Raw genomic sequence first — 16,565 nt, 5'->3', positions numbered from 1 at the left:
CAGGTGAACAAGCCGATTGCACCGTGCTACCGGAACTGCTGGCCGCCCTGCCCGAAAAGCCCGGCGCTGTGGTGGCCGATAAGGCCTACGACACGAACGCCGTGCTAGCGGCTGTGGCCGGGCAACACGCGCAAGCCGTGATTCCGCCTAAGGCCAACCGGATAGACCAGCGGGCCTATGATGAGAACCTGTATGCGGACCGCAACAAAGTCGAACGCTTCTTTGGCCGGCTTAAGGAGGCGCGGGGCTTTGCCACCCGCTACGAGAAAACCGCCACCTGCTTCTTAGCCGGCGCTCACCTGCTCGCCGCCCTCGATTGGCTCCGATGACTGTCCACACAGTCTGGTCAACTCTTTTACCAAACTAGGGTCCTGACGGATTAACGTGAACATGATGCCAAGCATAATGGCGAAGCTACTGAGGAGCACCGCTACCATTTGCAACACAACCGTACCAATGCTCCGCACCCACTTATCTTCTCCGCAAGCAGTCGGGTTGGTTCGAGCAACTGGTAATAGACCCAGGCACTGTAAACCATAAAAGGCAGCATGGAGACGTACATGAGTGATTTCAACTCAGGAAAACGCGTGACCAGCAACATTGCCGGCAGGCCTACGATGGTGGAGATGAGCGTGGTTGTGCCAGAAATGAAGGTCTGACTTATAAGTATTTCGGCAAAGTTGAACCGGGCCGGCCGCAGTAGCCAGGACCCTATCAGGGCGTAAACGGGCAGCAAAATCACGTAAATAAGCGTCGGGTACTTGTAGTAGAGTTGGAGATAACGCTCCATGGTCAGCTTTACGAGGCGAGGCATGTCTGCCGCCTCATTGGCTGAAACCGGGTTGAAGTGAATAGACGACATCAGTAGCACGGCGACAGCCGTAATCAGCAGCAGATAGGTAACAGGCCGAAAATGCTGAGCGCGCTGGCCCGCCATGTACTCGCGTAACGTGTCGCCGGGCCGCGTCAGCATTTGCCGGAGGGTGTAGGCTATGCCCTTGTCAACATGCCAGACAGAGTGGGGCAAGTCGTGCAATACCAAGTGGCGCATAGTGAGCCGGTGCGTATGGTGCGCGTCCTGCCCGCAATGCCCGCAAAAGCGGTCGGGCACGCCTTGCCCGCAGTTCAGGCACTCAGCCGGGCTGTGCGCCAAGCTATGTGCCGGGGCAGCTGGCGGTAAAATCTGTGTTGGAGCGGGACCCGAAGGTGCTGATTTAAGCTCCTGCGTATCAGCAATAGTAGGAGTCAACCGCATAAGACAGAGTTACAGGATTAAGCTGTAAATCTACTCAAATTCGTCACTCATACAAAAGAGGCCCGCCGCTGAATGTCAGCGGCGGGCCTCTTTTGTATGATAGGGTGCGAACGTGGGCGCTGAGTTACGAAGGCCCGATCCCCTTCATGTCGCCGTACTTACTCACGATTCGCTGAAGCTGGGCAAGGGTGCTCCGTATGAACGACTGGTCACTTGGAAATTCAAATTCAAGCGTATTGCAATAGCCCGAAAATTTGCCTCCGATAACCACCTGGCCCATTGTCTGGTAGGAAATGGGCCAGGTGGTGTTCGTACGATTCGTACCGTGCAATGCCCGCCACTGCTGCCTGACACGAACGAAGATGCTGAAATAGCTGAAACAGCTCGCCGGTGGACGTATGTAATGTCGAGGTTACCGCGAAGCCGTCCGACTTGATTTCCACTATAGCCCGCATTTCGTAGCTACCCCAGGCGCAGGTCGATTCCGGAAAATTATACACCTCCGCAAACGTGATTCGAAAAAAAATGCCGGACTCTCCGGCCAGGGTAAAGGATTCTTCTTGCACCTCGTCAGGCATAAAAATACCCCACCGCCACCCGGGCCAGCCGAACAATGGTGAGGTATCAGGTATAAATTCCTACGCCATTTCCGCCACTGCGGCTTCCTGCGGCACGCCCACGGCCTCAAAGGCCTGACCCAAATCCAGCATCAGGTCCTGGGGGTCTTCCACGCCGATGCTGAGGCGAATCATCTGGGGAGTGATACCCATTTCCTTCTGGTCTTCGAGCGTGATGTCGGAGTGGGTCATGGTGCCGGGGTGCTCGGCCAGGCTCTCGGTGCCGCCCAGGCTCACGGCCAGCTTGATGAGGCGCAACGCGTTGAGGAAGCGGAAGGCTTCAGCCTCGCCGCCCTTAATGTCGAACGAAATCATGGAGCCCGGTGAGAGGCAGTGGCGGTTGTAAATATCCTGCTGGGCGGGGTTGTGTTCGAGGTGGGTGAGGTAGTGGGTGCGTTCAACCAGCGGGTGCTCGCGCAGCCAGTCGGCAATAACCTGGGCCGATTGAGCGGCGCGCTCCATGCGCAGCTTCAGCGTTTCGAGGCTGCGCATGAGCATCCAGCCGGTGTTGGGGTCGCACATGGTGCCCATGAACGTGCGCATTGCCTTGATTTCCTTCATCAGGGCATGGCTGCTAAGCGCGGCCCCGGCAATCAGATCGGAGTGGCCACCCAGAAACTTGGTGGCCGAGTACAGCACAACGTCGGCGCCGTGCTTGAGCGGGTGCTGGAACACGGGGCCCAGGAAGGTGTTGTCGACCACGAAGCGCACGGGCTTGTCGGGGGTGGCGTACTGGCGGGCCAGGGCGGCACAGGCGTCCAGGTCGATGAGGTGGTTGGTGGGGTTAGCGGGTGTTTCCACGTAAATCATGGCCAAACGGCCGGGGGCAATGGCGGCGGCCTGGTCCTGCATTTCCTCGGGCGTGGCAGTAGGGCGGAAGCCCACGGCCTCGATGCCGAACTTGCGCAGCACGTTTTTCAGGAAGAAGTCGGAGCCGCCGTACACTGGCTCGGAGTGCAGCACTACGTCGCCGGGCTGCAGCAAAGCCAGCAGGGTGGTGCTGATGGCGGCCATGCCCGAGGCGAAGCTGGCAGCTTCCTCGGCTTCGTCCCACAGCGTCAGGCGGTTTTCGAGGATTTCGAGGCTGGGGTTGTTGAGGCGGGAGTAGATGAGGCCCATTTCCTCATCGGGCCTCTGCTGGCGCAGCCCGTAGGCCAGCTCGAAGAAGGCCTTGCCCTCCTCGGCGTTCTTGAACACGAACGTGGACGTCTGGAAAATGGGCGGTTTGATGGCGCCTTCGCTCCAGGCGGGCGTATAGCCGTAGCTCATCATCAGGCTCTCCGGATTCAGGCGCTGGCCATTGATACAGGCGTGGTCGGCGGGGTTCGTCATGGGGTTGGAATTGAAGGGTGGGGGGAAAGTGTGGGTAGCCCAAAGGTACCGATTCTGTCAACCTTCCCCGAAAACCCATCATTTCCGGCCCTAAACGCGTATCTTGGCCTACCACCGACCCTTTAGCGCCGCGCCATGTCCCTCGATACCCACACCTTCCTGCAGCACACCACCGACGCCGAAAAGACGACCGTGTACACGCGCGGCGAGGATGAAGACGGCGACGAGGTACTGATTCCGTGCTCCGCCTTGCTCATTGCCCAAACCGAGCACCAGAAGCTCTACATTACTCTCGAACCTACCCGCCGCTACCTTACGCACACGCAAATCCCCGGCGAACAGGAGCCCGAAACCGACTTCCTGCGCGACTACGAAGAAGTGGAAGCCATCCTGGAAGACGCCGGCCTCGACGGCATCCACGACGGCGAGCAGGGCATCCTCTACCACAACCTGCTGTTCCTGCTGATGAACCCGTAGGGTATTGCCAGGAGCCCGAGGGTCCCAGGGCTAAAGCCCTGGGCTAGTCAGTATGTTACCCCAGCCGCTCTCTCCGTAGCCCAGGGCTTTAGCCCTGGGACTCTTGGCTGGCTGAACACGGGCAACTCACTTCTCACCGTCCTTTAAAATCTGCCTGCAGGCCCTCGTAAATCCAGTTGGCCAGGGCCTGGCGGTTGTCGGGGAGCAGGAAGCGGGGCTGGTCGCGGGCGTTGTGGATGTTGCCCAGCTCCATAAAGACGGCCGGGGCATGGCTGGTGCGTACTTCGTAGAGCGAACTGCGGGGTAGCACGTTGCCCGAGTAGGGGCGGTTGGGCTGCGAGCGGGCGTAGCGGCTGGTGAATACCTGGTGGATATTGCGGGCCGTGCGCAAACCCGCCGCGCTATTGGCGTGGTGGTAGAAAAAAACATCGATTTTCTGGCCTTGGCTCCGGCTATCCACGTGCAGCGACAGCAAGCGCTGGTAAGCACCTTTATGGCGGGTGTACAGCTTATTGGCCTGAGCTATGCGCTGACGCAGGCGAGCCAGCTGGTTGAGCGGGATGCGCTGGCGCGGGTATGTTACCTCGTCGCGGTCGATTTTGAGAAACTGCTCGTCACGGATGCCGTCGTTGGGGTCCTGCACCAGCATGTACACCGTAGCGCCGTGCTCCATCAGCACTCGGGCCAGGCGCAGCGTTACATCGTAGGCGTATTCGTCTTCGGCCAGCTTATGCGTGCCATACTTGCCCACTGCCCCCGGGTCGGGCCCGCCGTGGCCGGGCGAGAGGTAGTACACGGCCCCGCGCATCGTGCGGTCGAGCACCCGCATCCGGCTGTGGCCAGCCCCGAAAAGGGGAACGTGCAGCACGGAAGCGGAGCTGCCGGCTACCGAGGCAGCTTTCGGGGTGGTTTTTTTTGACTGATTCTGCGGCGGGCCTTGCGGGGGCAGCTGGTAGCTGCGGCCGGCTACCAGGCCGTTGCCGCGCGTCAGGCGGCCTTTATTCAGCCCCAGAAACTGCTGATAATGGCCCGAAGCGGACCGGCCGTGGCGCCGTAGCAGGCTATGAATCCCGTCGCCGGGCCGGGCTACCACCGTGGCGGCCCGCTGACTGAAGGCCGGAAAACTGGCCAGCACCAGCAGAAAGAACAGAACGACTAAACGCAAACCAAAGAAGTATCGGACCAAAAACCTGCCCGGCCCGCAACAACGGGGCCAGGGTAAAACGGCAGCGCTCCGTACCGGATGGCCCAAGCAGGCAACCCGGCGCGGAGCGCCACTCAAAAAGCGGACTGCAGAACGCCGTGCAACGCATTCACTCCGCGCGTTCCGCTAGAACCGGAAAAAGGGCCGGGCCGGGTTCCAGATGCCCCACGGAATCATCAACAGCACGATAATCAGCGCAATGGTGAACCAGATAAAGGCCTTTTTGTGCTTGAGCACCGGGTCGGTTGCCTTTTTGGATATGATGCGGCCCACCTGCGCAATAATCACGGCCAGTAGCATCATCACCATGTGCTCCATGGCGAAAAAGCGGCCCGTGGCATCCTTCATAACTGCCGCGCCGCCGGTTTCTATCGCCTTGTAGCCCACCGGGCTGATGAAGTACAGAATCAGGCCTACCAGCAGCTGCAGGTGCATGGAGCCCACGAACGAGGCGGCCATGCCATTGTCGGCACCAACGTAGGGGCGGCGGTTTTGCCAGCCCGTAAAGGCGCGGAAAATGACAATCAAACCAAAAACGAGCACGAGCCAGCGCGACCAGGAATGGACAAGAAGTAGGGCAGAATACATAAGCAGCAGAAATGATGACGGGGCAAAGGTCGGAGATACGCAGGAGTTTTGCGCAACTACGCATTACGGGGGCATACCGTACCCCTCAGAAGCGGGTTTTCGGCCAGCAGCCGGGCGCTACAGGTGCTGGTTTTCGGAGCCGGACAACGATGGAGCCGGTTCCTGTTTGTGGCCCTCGAAACGGAAGATTTTTTCAGCTGTAAACTTCTCGCCCTCTTGCCGCAAAATGGCCAGGTTGGTGATGGTGAGCTTTAAATCGAAGGTCTGTTGGTTGAGATACTGCATCACCGGGCCCAGCAATTCGGGCGTGGTGTCGTGCAGGGCCAACGAAATATGGGGCAGCCAGCAGTCGTGGCCGCTAAACTTATCGGTGCGCAGGCATAGCGGCTCAGTGGCCTGCCGCACGCGGTGATGGAGTTGGTTGAGGGCGTCGGAGCGCAGCACCGGAATGTAAATGACGGGGTTGGGCCCTGGAAAGATACCCAGCCCGGTGGTATGGGCCTCGAACGGGCGAGTGTTGCGGGCCACGTCGCGCAGCACCTCTTGCAGGGCTGCCCCCTTGCGCACGCCCGCCAGCTGGTAGGTGATGTGCGGGTCGGGTGTGGCCTGCACATCGTCGAGGCCGAACTCCGTTTCCAGACTGCGGATAATGGAGTTGATGCGGTCGGCATTCTGCGGATTGAGCAGCGAGGTTATGGCGAGCATCGGCGAAGGGGCTGAAAACACGGACAAGGAAGTAGCCGGCGGCGTATGGGGAAAGGGCAGAAGAAAAGTCGACCACCTACTACGTAGAATGCGGCGGATGTGGCGGTGCAGCCTGCTGGTCGCGGCAACGAAGATACTCGCCACAAATTTCCGCCCGGTTACAAGCCGCGTCCGCCTTATATTGAAGCCCCAAACCCCACCCCTCTATGAACCGTCGAATCTTCCTGCGTCAAGGCTCGCTTACTGGTCTGAGTCTGTCTGTTTTCTCGCTGACCGCCTGCTCCACGCCCACAGCCGAGCAGGCGCCGTCTGCCGAAACCGCCCCATCGGCCGCCGCCGAAACTGCCCCCGAAGCCCCCGACTTTGTGCTGCTTGAACTCACGCTGGCCGAATTGCAGAACAAAATGACCCGCGGCGAAATGACGTCGCGCGGCATCACTGAACTCTACCTCAACCGCATCCAAGCGCTCGATAAGCAGGGCCCCCGGCTGAACGCGGTGCTGCTCACCAACCCTGCCGCGCTCGACCTGGCCCACGCCCTCGATCAGGAGCGGAAAGAAGGCAAAATCCGCGGCCCCCTGCACGGCATCCCTATTCTGCTCAAAGACAACATCGACACCGCCGACCAGCAGCCCACTACGGCCGGCTCGCTGGCCCTGGCTGGCCACAAGGCGAAGCAGGACGCTTTTATTGTGCAGAAGCTGCGCGCCGCCGGGGCCGTGGTGCTGGGCAAAACCAACCTCAGCGAGTGGGCCAACTTCCGCTCTACGCGCAGCACCAGCGGCTGGAGCAGCGTGGGTGGCCAGACCAAAAACCCCTACATCCTCGACCGCACGCCCAGCGGGTCGTCGGCCGGCTCGGGGGCGGCGGCCTCGGCCAACTTCTGCGCCGCCGCCATTGGCACCGAAACCGATGGCTCCATTGTGTCGCCGGCCTCGTGCAGTGGGTTGGTGGGCGTGAAACCCACGGTGGGCCTCTGGAGCCGCGCGGGCATCATCCCCATCTCGGCCACCCAGGACACGGCTGGCCCCATGACCCGCTCGGTTCACGATGCGGCTCTGCTGCTGGCGGCCCTCGCCGGCCCCGACCCCCGCGACCCCGCCACCAGGGCCGGCGAGGGCAAGGCCGCCGCCGATTATACCACCTTCCTCAAGACCGACGCGCTGAAGGGCAAGCGCCTGGGCGTGGAGAAAGGCCACCTCACGGGCTCATCCGAGGCCGTGCCACTGCTGCTGGCGGCGCTGGAAGTGCTCAAGGCCCAGGGCGCGACTATTGTAGAAGTGGAAGTCGAGAAGCTCACCGACCCGCTGGGCCAGGCCGAGTACGATGTGCTGCTCTACGAGTTCAAGGACGGCGTGAACCAGTACCTGGCTGGCACCGATGCCTCGGTCAAGACTTTGGCCGACGTCATCAGATTCAACACCGACAACAAGGCCAATGCCATGCCCTTCTTCCAGCAGGAAATTCTGGAAGCCTCCGAAAAGCTCGGCGACCTGAAAACCCCCGCCTACCTGAAAGCCCTGAAAAAGTCGCACGAAGGAGCCCGCGCCGCCCTCGACGGCGTGCTGAGCAAAAACCGCCTCGACGGCATCGTAGCCATCACCAACGCCCCCGCCCGCTGCATCGACCTGATCAACGGCGACTCGGGCGGCGGGCCCGGCTTCTCGTCGCCGGCCGCCATGGCCGGCTACCCCCACGTAACGGTGCCCATGGGCCAGGCCTACGGGCTGCCGGTGGGTCTCTCGTTTGTGGGGGCGGCCTGGCAGGAAGGCCCGCTGCTGGGCCTGGCCTACGCCTACGAGCAGGCCTCGAAAAAGCGTGCCGCCCCGCAATTCAAGGGGCCGTTTGTGGGGTAGGGGAGCGGGCCGCTGGTGGCAGGGGGCGAGCCGGGCCGAGGCTCTGGGAGGATGCCGATGGAACAATCCGGGGGCGGTATAGTATACACATGTAGCTACATCCATATTTACCCCCAAACACTTCCTCATGACTAAGCCCAGAACCCAGGTACCCACGCTCACTGTCGATTTGGTAGGTGGCGGCAGTTTCAGCCTTGCCGACGCCCAACCCGAGTTTATGACCATGCTGGTCTTTTACCGGGGCCACCACTGCCCCGTTTGCAGAAAGAATATCCAGCAGCTGCAAACCAAGCTCGCCGACTTCGAGGCCCTCGGCATCAAAGCCGTGGCCATTTCAACCAACACCCAGGAGCTGGCCGAGAAAACCAAGCAGGACTGGACCATTGCCGACGTACCGCTGGGCTACGGCCTGTCCATCGAAAAAGCCCGCGAGTGGGGCCTGTACATTTCCAAAGGCATCAGCGACTCGGAGCCGGCCGAGTTCAGTGAGCCCGGCCTGTTTCTGGTGAATCCCGACGGCACACTCTACGCCTCCTCCATCCAGACCATGCCCTTTACCCGTCCCGATTTTGAGGACCTGCTCGGTGGCCTCAAGTTCGTCAAAGAGAAGAAGTACCCGGCTCGCGGCGAAGCATAGCCCCGGTTGTCGTACCAATACACCAACGGCCCGGCAGTTTCGCACTGCCGGGCCGTTGGTGCGTTACAGTTAGCATACCAGCAGAACCGTTGGCATCATTTGGGTATTGGCCTGACGGTTGGTCCATCCGGTAAATACGCCTGCTTGCTTGGTTGAAAGCGCCTTCTGGCGAAAATAGCTCACCTGTTTAGGTTGTTTGTTTAAGTTTGTGGCATAAAAACTTAAACAAATGATGCAGCTTTACCCTGCCTTGCTGCTCTGGCTATCAGGCGTTATCCTGGCGGTGGGCTTCAGTAGTTGCGCTGCTTCCGCCTCGGGCCCTGGCCGGCCGGGCAACCCCGAATTGACTCGGGATTTGGGTGAAGCTCTGTTTTTTGAGCCTGCGCTGGCTATCAACGGCAAGCGTAGCTGCGCTTCCTGCCACCGGCCCGACAAGGCTTTCACCGACCACCGCATTACGTCCCGGGCGCTGCGTTTTACCGCCAACCTCACCCGCAACGCGCCAACACTGCTCAACGCCACCGGCCAGCCGTACTACTTTCACGATGGCCGGGCCGGCACGCTGGAAGCAGCTATCGGGCAGGTGATTATCAGCCCCGTGGAGATGGGCAGCAGCTACGCCCTGATTACCGAGCGGCTGAACCGGAGCGAGCAGTATCGTCGCTGGTTTGAGCAGGCACTGCGGGCCCCCATCGGTGAGGCCAGCATCAACGCGGCCCTGGTAGCTTATCTGGAGAGCCTGCGCAGCCGCAACGCCCCCTATGATGTGGCCCGGCGCGGCGAAGGTCTGTTGCCCGAGCCGGCATTAGCTGGTCAGCAGCTGTTTGCGGGCACGCTGGGCTGCGCAAGCTGCCACAGTGGCCCCCTCTTCCGCGACGGGCAACGCCACGAGGTGCGGCCCGGAGAATGGGTGAAAACGCCGACCCTGCGCAATGTAGCCGTTACGCCCCCTTACGGAGCCGATGGCCAGGCGGCAACGCTGGCGCAGGCGCTGAACACGCCGTTTCATCGGCGGCAGCTGGCTCAGCCCCTGACCCCGCAGCAGCAGGACCATCTGGTTGCTTTTCTGCAGACGCTTACCGATACAACTTCCTACGAGCACCGGGCGCCCGCTTCCCTGCCCGACTTGCCTAGCTTGCCCGACCGCCGGGTGGGAGGGTTGTACTAATCCTTTGCCTTTTATTCACCATCACGCCTTTTTGTCGCTTACCTATGCGCCTCACCGCTTCCTCTACTCTGCTACGCACCGCCGCCCTGGGCGTTGTTCTTTTTCACAGCACGGCCGGCGCCTACGCCCAAATGGCCGCCCCGGATGCTGACGCTAACTCCTCCTGGCTGCGGACTGATATCAAGACGAAAGCGGCGCTGTTGGGCGTCGATTACAGTCCGGACGGTAAGCGCCTGGTAGCCTGCGGGCTGGGTCGCGATATTGTGGTTTACGACGCGGCTACCCAACAGCCGGTGCTAACGCTGAAAGGCCATACCGACGATGTGGTAAGCGCAAAGTTCAGCCCCAACGGACGCTATATCGCCTCTGGCGGAGTGGACCGGGCCCTGATTCTGTGGGACGCCATTACGGGGGAGCTCATCCGTAAAAACACGGACCACAAAGACTACGTCCGGGATGTTGCCTTCAGCCCCGATAGTAAGTACTTGGCCAGCGCCGGCTGGGATGGGCAGGCCCTGGTTTTCGAAACGTTCAGCGGCCAGCGCCTGGCGTCGTTGAAAGCCCCTGCATTAGCCGATGCGCCGCCCGTACCGGCCGCCTACGACCGGGCCAAAACAACGAAAGGGCGCATAGGCAACGTCACGTCGGTTGCGTTCAGTCCCGACGGTACGGAGGTGCTCACGGCCAGCGGCGACCATATGCTGCGCATTTGGGATACAGCTACCTGGGCCCCGAAAATGGTGTTGGCCGGCCACACCGACGAAGTGTGGGATGCCCGCTATGCTCCCAACGGAAAGTACATAGTGAGCGGTGCCTGGGACAATACGGCCCGCATCTGGGAAACCAAAACCCAGCGAACCGTGCGTGTGTTGCCCGCGCACGTATCCGACGTCTGGGCTACTTCTTTCAGCCCCGATGGGCAGCTGGTGGCCACTGGCGGCGGCGACCGGAAAGTGCGGATTTGGGACGTAGTGACGGGAATGCTCGTGCAGGACTTGTCGGGCGATTTGCACACGGCCGAAGTAGAAAACCTGGTCTTCAGCCCCGATGGAAACAGCCTGGCGAGTGTCAGTCGCGACGGAACGTTGAAAATCTGGAAGGTGCCGGGCACTGCCGTCCGCATTGGTGCCTACGTGCAGTACAACTTCGAGAAATGGAGCCGCAAAGGCGAATTCGAGAAAACGGCTGAATTTGATGCCCGCATGGCGCGTTCCCCCGATCAACTCAAAGCGTTTCAGCAGGAAGGACTGAACCTGATATTAAAAGGCTACGGCAACGCGGCCGATTGGTCGAACTTCACGCTGAAGGAGTACAATGCTGATACCGAATACTATGCGCTCAGTTCGGCGCTGTTCCCAACGGCCAGTTTCCGCGTTAAGGTAGCACCGCGCGAGGCCGAGCAGTTCCGCAGCAACTTCGCACGGGTGTCGTATGGAACACCGATTTTCACGTACGGAGGAGGAAATATTCAACTCGATAACGTCAGCGCCTCGGTGCCCGGTACTAGCGGCCCGGCCCGCCAGTACACCATTGTGCGCTAAAAAGAGTTGGCTGGGGTTTGAATGGTACTTTCTCAATAAAGGAAAAGTCCGACCGCTCCGGCTACCGTTTCCGAAACCCCGGCCTGCGCCAGCAGCCGGGGTTTCGCCGTTCGTAAGCAAAGCGTGTTGGCGGGGTGGCTCGCGTATGTTACGGCCAAGGCTGGCAAGTGCGGCTAGGGCGGGCATCTGCGAAAAAATCTTCGCTCATCCATAACCCCGCGCCCAAACCCGTACCTTTGCGGCCTCATAGCGCCTTCGCATAGATAGTAGATGATTTCCATTTCCGACCTCGATTTCCATTTTGGCTCCCGCGCCCTTTACGACAAGGCCAGCCTGCACATCAAGCCCAAGGACAAAATCGGGCTGATTGGGCTCAACGGCAAGGGTAAATCCACGCTGCTGCGCATTCTGGTGGGCGAGTACAAGCCCGACGGCGGCTCTATTTCGATGAGCAAGGACGTGAGCCTGGGCTTTTTGAACCAGGATTTGCTCAGCTACGACTCGCACGAGTCCATCCTGCTGGTGGCCATGCAGGCCTTCGGGGAGGCGCTGGATATCCAGAAGAAGATTGACGAAATTCTGCTGGAGTTCGAAACCAACTATTCCGACGAGCTGGTCGAGAAGCTGGCCGACGCGCAGGAGCGGTTCGAGCTGCTGGGCGGCTATACTATGCAGGCCCGCACCGAGGAGATTCTGGAAGGTCTGGGCTTCACCACCGAGGAGCTGCAGCGGCCGCTGAAGCTGTTTTCGGGCGGCTGGCGGATGCGGGTGATGCTGGCCAAAATCCTGCTTCAGCAGCCTTCGTTGCTGCTGCTCGACGAACCCACCAACCACCTGGACCTCCCGAGTATCAAGTGGATTGAGAACTACCTGGCCGGCTACGAGGGCGCGGTAATTATCGTGAGCCACGACCGTGAGTTCCTCGACCGCACCACCAACACCACCGTAGAGGTGGCCGGCGGCAAGCTCGTTCCCTACGCCGGCAACTACAGCTACTACCTCGAAGAAAAAGAGGAGCGCAATGCCATTCAGAAGGGTGCTTTCGAGAACCAGCAGGCCCAGATAAAGCAGGCCGAGCGGTTTATTGAACGTTTCAAGGCCAAGGCCAGCAAGGCCAAGCAGGCCCAGAGCCGCGTGAAAGCCCTCGACAAGCTGGAGCGCGTGGAGGACGTGGCCAGCGCCGATGCCCGGGTGAATATGAAGTTCAACTTCACCGTGCATCCCGGCCGCCACATTCTGCGCATGGAGCACGTGGGTAAGAAGTACGGCGAGAAAATCATCTTCCGCGACACCACCGTGCACATCGAGCGGGGCGACAAAATCGCGCTTATCGGGGCCAACGGCAAGGGCAAATCCACGCTTATGCGGCTGGTGGCGGGCCAAGAGGCGCCCACTAACGGCAACCACCAGCTGGGCCACAACGTCATCATGTCGTTCTACGCCCAGCATCAGCTCGAAAGCCTGCGCATCGAAAACGAGATTCTGCAGGAGATGATTGAGGCCGGCTCGAAGCGCAACGAAATGGAGCTGCGCTCGGTGCTGGGTTCGTTCTTGTTCTCGGGCGAGGAAGTGTACAAGAAAATCAAGGTGCTGAGCGGCGGCGAGAAAAGCCGGGTGGCGCTGGCCAAAACCCTGATTTCGGAAGCCAACTTCCTGCTGCTCGACGAACCGACCAACCACCTCGACATGCAGTCGGTCAATATCCTGATTCAGGCGCTGGAGCAGTATCAGGGCACCTACATCGTCATCAGCCACGACCGGTTTTTCGTGGAGAATGTGGCCAACAAAATCTGGTTTATCGAGGACTACCAGCTCAAGGAGTACCCCGGCACCTACGCCGAGTACGAGCAGTGGCAGGAAGACCGCGAGAAGGACGCCAAAAAAGCCGGACTGCCCAGCCCTTCGGCCAACAAGCCGCTGCCCAAAGAGGAGCCCAAAGCCGACCTCACGCCCGCCAAAACCCCCTCGCCCGACCAGAAGAAGGCCCTCAAAGAGCTGGCTGAGGTAGAGAAGAAAATCGATGAGCGCGAAAAGGAGCTGGCCGAGTACGAAAAGCAGCTGGCCGACCCCAAAATCTACGACAACGCTGCCCAACTCAAGGATGCCACCCTCAAATTCGAGCAGGTGAAAAAGGAGCTGGCTCAGCTCAACGACCGGTGGGAAATGCTGGCGGAAATGTAGCCGCTCCACCCCTTAAAATCGAAAGCCTCTCCTGAAGCGTAGTGCTTCAGGAGAGGCTTTTTCCGTTGGGTCTTTTCCTATTGAAGCTTTTTACAAAATTCCCGGAATCAATCAGCATGATATTCTCTTTGCCTTATAAACATATTAATTATCAAGTCGTTATATCGGTTTGGCCGGTTGCGTTGCTGCTACCTATTGCGTGCGGCAGCCAGATAGCGCATGGCTGCTTTTCTCACTAAGCGTCCACACGCTACAGGTCCAGTCCTGGCGCTGTATGGGCGTACCCCTACGACCTGTATACCGAACTGGGAACCCGCGGTGCATTTAAGGGTGCTCGGAGCTTTGAAGGGAAAAGTGTCAGGCATCCACATTTTTTATAGCATTCACTACAGTCTCATCAGGAGTGTTCTGGAGTGGGCATTGTTACTGGATACTGCTCAATAGATTGGGTTTGTAGCTCATTAATGGCCTTTTCGTGCACATTGTTACCCCTGCCATAAGCGGTGAAGGGCACTAAGCTTCTCAGTATGAGGAGCAGAATGAACACATATCTAAAAAAAGCTTTATCAAATATTGAAAATTGTTGTTTATATATTTAGGTGCAAAAGTTGAACAGTTCTCACTCCCCAAACCCACATTCCCCATGGCAAATCCTTTGTTTCTAGCCGAAATGCTTGACATCCGGGTTGACGACCCCATTGCCTTTACCTTCTTCACTGGCTACATGGCCATGCTGGCGGCCTCTGTGTTCTTCTTCGCCGAGCGAAGCGCGGTGGAGGGCAAGTGGAAACTGTCCTTGCTTGTGTCGGCCCTGATTACGGGCATCGCCGCCGTGCATTATTACTACATGCGCGACTACTACCTGGCCACGCAACAAACTCCCACGGCCCTGCGCTACATCGACTGGACGCTGACCGTACCGCTGATGTGCGTTGAGTTTTACCTGCTCACCAAAGCGGCCGGCGCTAAAATCGGCCTGCTGTGGAAGCTGATTGCTGCTTCGGTGCTGATGCTGGTGGCCGGCTACATCGGTGAGGCCTTCACCGACGGTTCGACCTTCCACTCGGTATTGTGGGGTAGCATCTCCACAATTGGCTATGTATACATCCTGTACACGGCCTGGGTAGGCGAAGTCGCTCAACTGGCAAAATCCACGGGCGACCCAATTGTTATCAAGGGCATCCGGGCGCTGGGCTGGTTCGTGCTGGTAGGCTGGGCCATTTACCCCATCGGCTACATGTGCATGAAGGGCGGCTGGCTGAACACGGGTCTGGGCTGGGAGGCGTCGAGCGTCGACCTGTTCTACAACATTGCCGATGTTATCAATAAAATCGGTTTTGGCTTGGTAATCTATGGTATTGCCGTGTCGGGTAAGAGTGCTGCTGCCGTGAACGAAACCATGCCTACTGCTCCCACCAAAGGTACTACGTTGCCCGCCTGATTTTGGCGCGGGGTTGATTGCAGGCCCATTTCGTAGGGTCTGGATGTCCCGACTGGTTCACCCATTCCCGCCCTCCACCAGCATGATGCAGGGGGGCGGGAATGTCTTTTTTAGACCCGGCCCGTAGCATTCCAGCCACGTACCTGGAAATACTTTCCTTATCAACATGACTCCATCAACCTCTGCTACGGCCACGTCGGGCCCCGACCGACGCTACTCCTACGCGGCGGTGTTGGGGGCGGTAGCCGTGGGCTTACTGGCCCCCGGGGCCGCCGCTTGGCTGCTGGCTCCGGTGCTACTGGGCGGTATGGTGGTGCTAGGCGTGGCCCACGGCGCCTGCGACCAGTTTGTGGTGCCGGCCACGCACCCGGGGTTGGTCCGGAGCCGGAGCCGCTACTGGGCGGGCTTTTTGGCGGGCTACCTGGGGTTGGCTGCTGCCGTGGGCCTGTTGTGGTGGTGGCAGCCGGCGGCGGCGGTAGCCCTATTTTTCGGGCTTACGGCCTGGCACTGGGGCTCGGGCGATGCCCCGACTCAGGCACACCACCGCAGCCAGTGGCTGGCCCATAGCCTGCTGCGGGGCACGCTACTGTTTGCCGTGCCCCTCTGGCATTGGCCCACCGAAACCCTGGATATTGTGCGGGGGTTGCTGGCGCTGGTCGGGGCCGCCAACCTACCCGCCACGCCCGGTATCTTAAGCGTTGGCTTGTTGCCCGTGGTGTTGGCGGGACTAGTGCTGCTGTGGCTGAGCTATTACTGGCAGCAGCAGGGGCAGCTGGCCCGTACCGACGCGCTGGAAACCGGACTATTAATTGTGTTGCTGGTGGTGCTGCCGCCGGTGCTGGCGGCGGGCGTGTACTTCGTTTTCTGGCACAGCCTGCAGCATGTGCTGCGCATGAACCAGCTGATGGACCATAGCCCAACCGCACCTAAGCGTAGCTTGTGGGCCGAGCTGCGCTTCTTCCTGCGCCGCTCGGCACCGCTGCTACTCATCAGCTTGGCCGGGCTGGTAGTAGTGTTTGGCTTGGCCTGGACCCAAACAGCCAGCGGACCGGTGCTGGTGAGCCTGGCGCTGCTGGCCGCTTCCGTCGTCACGCTGCCCCACGCCTTGCTCGTCACGCTGGGCATGGATGCGGCGCAGTGGAAGACCCGACACACCCGACATTAGGCCCGGGGCGGCTGCACCAACCGGTTGAGCATGTTTCGACAATAGTTCTGCCCTTGGTTTATGTCGTCAGAACTGCTGCTCCCTGGGCGGCGCGCTGGTCGTATGGCAGGGTGGCCTACTCTCAAGTTCGAGCAGGTGAAAAAGGAGTCGGCCCGGCTCAACGACCGGTGGGAAATGCTGGCCGAAGTATAGCCGCGACACCGCTTAAAGTCGAAAGCCTCTCCTGAAGCATAGTGCTTCGGGAGAGGCTTTTTCGTGGTGGTGATTTTGGGTACGGCGGCGGCGCGACGAGCAGGGCTTTATGCAGGTTGGGAATTAGTATTCCGTCTGCCGACAACCGCTGCTGATTGAAAATATAAAGTTGAATTTAAGAACTAAAGTTGAGATTTATTCGTCGA

General features: G+C 59.9%; 16 protein-coding genes. 10 read left to right on the top strand and 6 right to left on the bottom strand.

Features of this window, described 5'->3' with window-relative positions; all coding sequences use genetic code 11:
* Positions 1-329: transposase (locus BLW21_RS04880; RefSeq protein ID WP_139255082.1), on the top strand; the 329-nt coding region annotated here is incomplete at its 5' end.
* A 101-nt stretch (positions 330-430) separates the two neighbouring features.
* Here BLW21_RS04880 and BLW21_RS04875 read toward each other — a convergent pair.
* The 3 genes from BLW21_RS04875 to BLW21_RS04865 form a co-directional block, all read right to left on the bottom strand.
* Entirely contained in the window at positions 431-1,255 is an 825-nt protein-coding gene (locus BLW21_RS04875; RefSeq protein ID WP_092738310.1) for a DUF3667 domain-containing protein, read from the bottom strand.
* 227 nt (positions 1,256-1,482) lie between these two features.
* Positions 1,483-1,833 carry a WapI family immunity protein gene (locus BLW21_RS22200; RefSeq protein WP_092738309.1) on the bottom strand — a complete coding sequence of 117 codons (351 nt, stop codon included), beginning with the start codon at positions 1,831-1,833 and terminating at the stop codon, positions 1,483-1,485.
* Between the two features lie 60 nt (positions 1,834-1,893).
* A complete protein-coding gene (locus tag BLW21_RS04865; protein WP_092738308.1) occupies positions 1,894-3,204 on the bottom strand; it encodes a cystathionine gamma-synthase family protein in 1,311 nt (436 codons plus the stop codon).
* 135 nt (positions 3,205-3,339) lie between these two features.
* Here BLW21_RS04865 and BLW21_RS04860 point away from each other — a divergent pair, with 135 nt between their 5' ends.
* A complete protein-coding gene (locus BLW21_RS04860; RefSeq protein ID WP_092738307.1) occupies positions 3,340-3,681 on the top strand; it encodes a hypothetical protein in 342 nt (113 codons plus the stop codon).
* Between the two features lie 133 nt (positions 3,682-3,814).
* On the opposite strand, the gene BLW21_RS04855 is transcribed toward BLW21_RS04860, so the two are convergent.
* The 3 genes from BLW21_RS04855 to BLW21_RS04845 all read right to left on the bottom strand — a co-directional run bounded on the left by BLW21_RS04855 (position 3,815) and on the right by BLW21_RS04845 (position 6,178).
* A complete protein-coding gene (locus BLW21_RS04855; RefSeq protein WP_092738306.1) occupies positions 3,815-4,846 on the bottom strand; it encodes an N-acetylmuramoyl-L-alanine amidase family protein in 1,032 nt (343 codons plus the stop codon).
* 165 nt (positions 4,847-5,011) lie between these two features.
* A complete protein-coding gene (locus tag BLW21_RS04850) occupies positions 5,012-5,473 on the bottom strand; it encodes a hypothetical protein (RefSeq protein WP_092738305.1) in 462 nt (153 codons plus the stop codon).
* Positions 5,474-5,590: 117 nt separating this feature from the next.
* A complete protein-coding gene (locus BLW21_RS04845) occupies positions 5,591-6,178 on the bottom strand; it encodes a 2'-5' RNA ligase family protein (protein WP_092738304.1) in 588 nt (195 codons plus the stop codon).
* A 206-nt stretch (positions 6,179-6,384) separates the two neighbouring features.
* Between BLW21_RS04845 and BLW21_RS04840 the strand changes: the two genes are divergently transcribed.
* The 8 genes from BLW21_RS04840 (at position 6,385) to BLW21_RS21930 (ending at position 16,359) form a co-directional block, all read left to right on the top strand.
* On the top strand, positions 6,385-8,034 hold the full coding sequence (locus tag BLW21_RS04840; protein ID WP_092738303.1) for an amidase: 1,650 nt from the start codon (positions 6,385-6,387) through the stop codon (positions 8,032-8,034).
* Between the two features lie 127 nt (positions 8,035-8,161).
* Positions 8,162-8,671 (top strand): peroxiredoxin-like family protein, encoded by a 510-nt coding sequence (locus BLW21_RS04835; RefSeq protein WP_092738302.1) that lies wholly within the window; start codon positions 8,162-8,164, stop codon positions 8,669-8,671.
* Positions 8,672-8,900: 229 nt separating this feature from the next.
* Positions 8,901-9,839 (top strand): cytochrome-c peroxidase, encoded by a 939-nt coding sequence (locus tag BLW21_RS04830; protein ID WP_092738301.1) that lies wholly within the window; start codon positions 8,901-8,903, stop codon positions 9,837-9,839.
* A 44-nt stretch (positions 9,840-9,883) separates the two neighbouring features.
* Complete coding sequence (locus BLW21_RS04825; protein ID WP_092738300.1) at positions 9,884-11,380, top strand: WD40 repeat domain-containing protein; 1,497 nt, start codon at positions 9,884-9,886, stop codon at positions 11,378-11,380.
* Positions 11,381-11,650: 270 nt separating this feature from the next.
* Positions 11,651-13,561, top strand: a complete 1,911-nt coding sequence (locus BLW21_RS04820) for an ABC-F family ATP-binding cassette domain-containing protein (RefSeq protein WP_092738299.1) — start codon at positions 11,651-11,653, stop codon at positions 13,559-13,561.
* A gap of 643 nt (positions 13,562-14,204) precedes the next feature.
* Positions 14,205-15,002 carry a bacteriorhodopsin gene (locus BLW21_RS04815; protein ID WP_092738298.1) on the top strand — a complete coding sequence of 266 codons (798 nt, stop codon included), beginning with the start codon at positions 14,205-14,207 and terminating at the stop codon, positions 15,000-15,002.
* Between the two features lie 166 nt (positions 15,003-15,168).
* On the top strand, positions 15,169-16,167 hold the full coding sequence (locus BLW21_RS04810) for a Brp/Blh family beta-carotene 15,15'-dioxygenase (RefSeq protein WP_092738297.1): 999 nt from the start codon (positions 15,169-15,171) through the stop codon (positions 16,165-16,167).
* 60 nt (positions 16,168-16,227) lie between these two features.
* Entirely contained in the window at positions 16,228-16,359 is a 132-nt protein-coding gene (locus BLW21_RS21930) for a hypothetical protein (RefSeq protein WP_262490433.1), read from the top strand.
* Positions 16,360-16,565 lie beyond the last annotated feature (206 nt).

Source organism: Hymenobacter psychrophilus (assembly GCF_900107135.1).
Taxonomy (GTDB): domain Bacteria; phylum Bacteroidota; class Bacteroidia; order Cytophagales; family Hymenobacteraceae; genus Hymenobacter; species Hymenobacter psychrophilus.
Note: the sequence above shows the minus strand (reverse complement) of the source record. Positions and strands in the feature narration are given on the sequence as shown.

Bases quoted from the DNA above. Each gene is read 5' to 3' on its own strand.
- BLW21_RS04835 (WP_092738302.1), top strand. From the start codon at position 8,162: ATGACTAAGCCCAGAACCCAGGTACCCACGCTCACTGTCGATTTGGTA.
- BLW21_RS04860 (WP_092738307.1), top strand. From the start codon at position 3,340: ATGTCCCTCGATACCCACACCTTCCTGCAGCACACCACCGACGCCGAA.
- BLW21_RS21930 (WP_262490433.1), top strand. From the start codon at position 16,228: ATGTCGTCAGAACTGCTGCTCCCTGGGCGGCGCGCTGGTCGTATGGCA.
- BLW21_RS04810 (WP_092738297.1), top strand. From the start codon at position 15,169: ATGACTCCATCAACCTCTGCTACGGCCACGTCGGGCCCCGACCGACGC.
- BLW21_RS04825 (WP_092738300.1), top strand. From the start codon at position 9,884: ATGCGCCTCACCGCTTCCTCTACTCTGCTACGCACCGCCGCCCTGGGC.
- BLW21_RS04815 (WP_092738298.1), top strand. From the start codon at position 14,205: ATGGCAAATCCTTTGTTTCTAGCCGAAATGCTTGACATCCGGGTTGAC.
- BLW21_RS04865 (WP_092738308.1), bottom strand. From the start codon at position 3,204: ATGACGAACCCCGCCGACCACGCCTGTATCAATGGCCAGCGCCTGAAT.
- BLW21_RS04830 (WP_092738301.1), top strand. From the start codon at position 8,901: ATGATGCAGCTTTACCCTGCCTTGCTGCTCTGGCTATCAGGCGTTATC.
- BLW21_RS04820 (WP_092738299.1), top strand. From the start codon at position 11,651: ATGATTTCCATTTCCGACCTCGATTTCCATTTTGGCTCCCGCGCCCTT.
- BLW21_RS22200 (WP_092738309.1), bottom strand. From the start codon at position 1,833: ATGCCTGACGAGGTGCAAGAAGAATCCTTTACCCTGGCCGGAGAGTCC.
- BLW21_RS04850 (WP_092738305.1), bottom strand. From the start codon at position 5,473: ATGTATTCTGCCCTACTTCTTGTCCATTCCTGGTCGCGCTGGCTCGTG.
- BLW21_RS04875 (WP_092738310.1), bottom strand. From the start codon at position 1,255: ATGCGGTTGACTCCTACTATTGCTGATACGCAGGAGCTTAAATCAGCA.
- BLW21_RS04845 (WP_092738304.1), bottom strand. From the start codon at position 6,178: ATGCTCGCCATAACCTCGCTGCTCAATCCGCAGAATGCCGACCGCATC.
- BLW21_RS04840 (WP_092738303.1), top strand. From the start codon at position 6,385: ATGAACCGTCGAATCTTCCTGCGTCAAGGCTCGCTTACTGGTCTGAGT.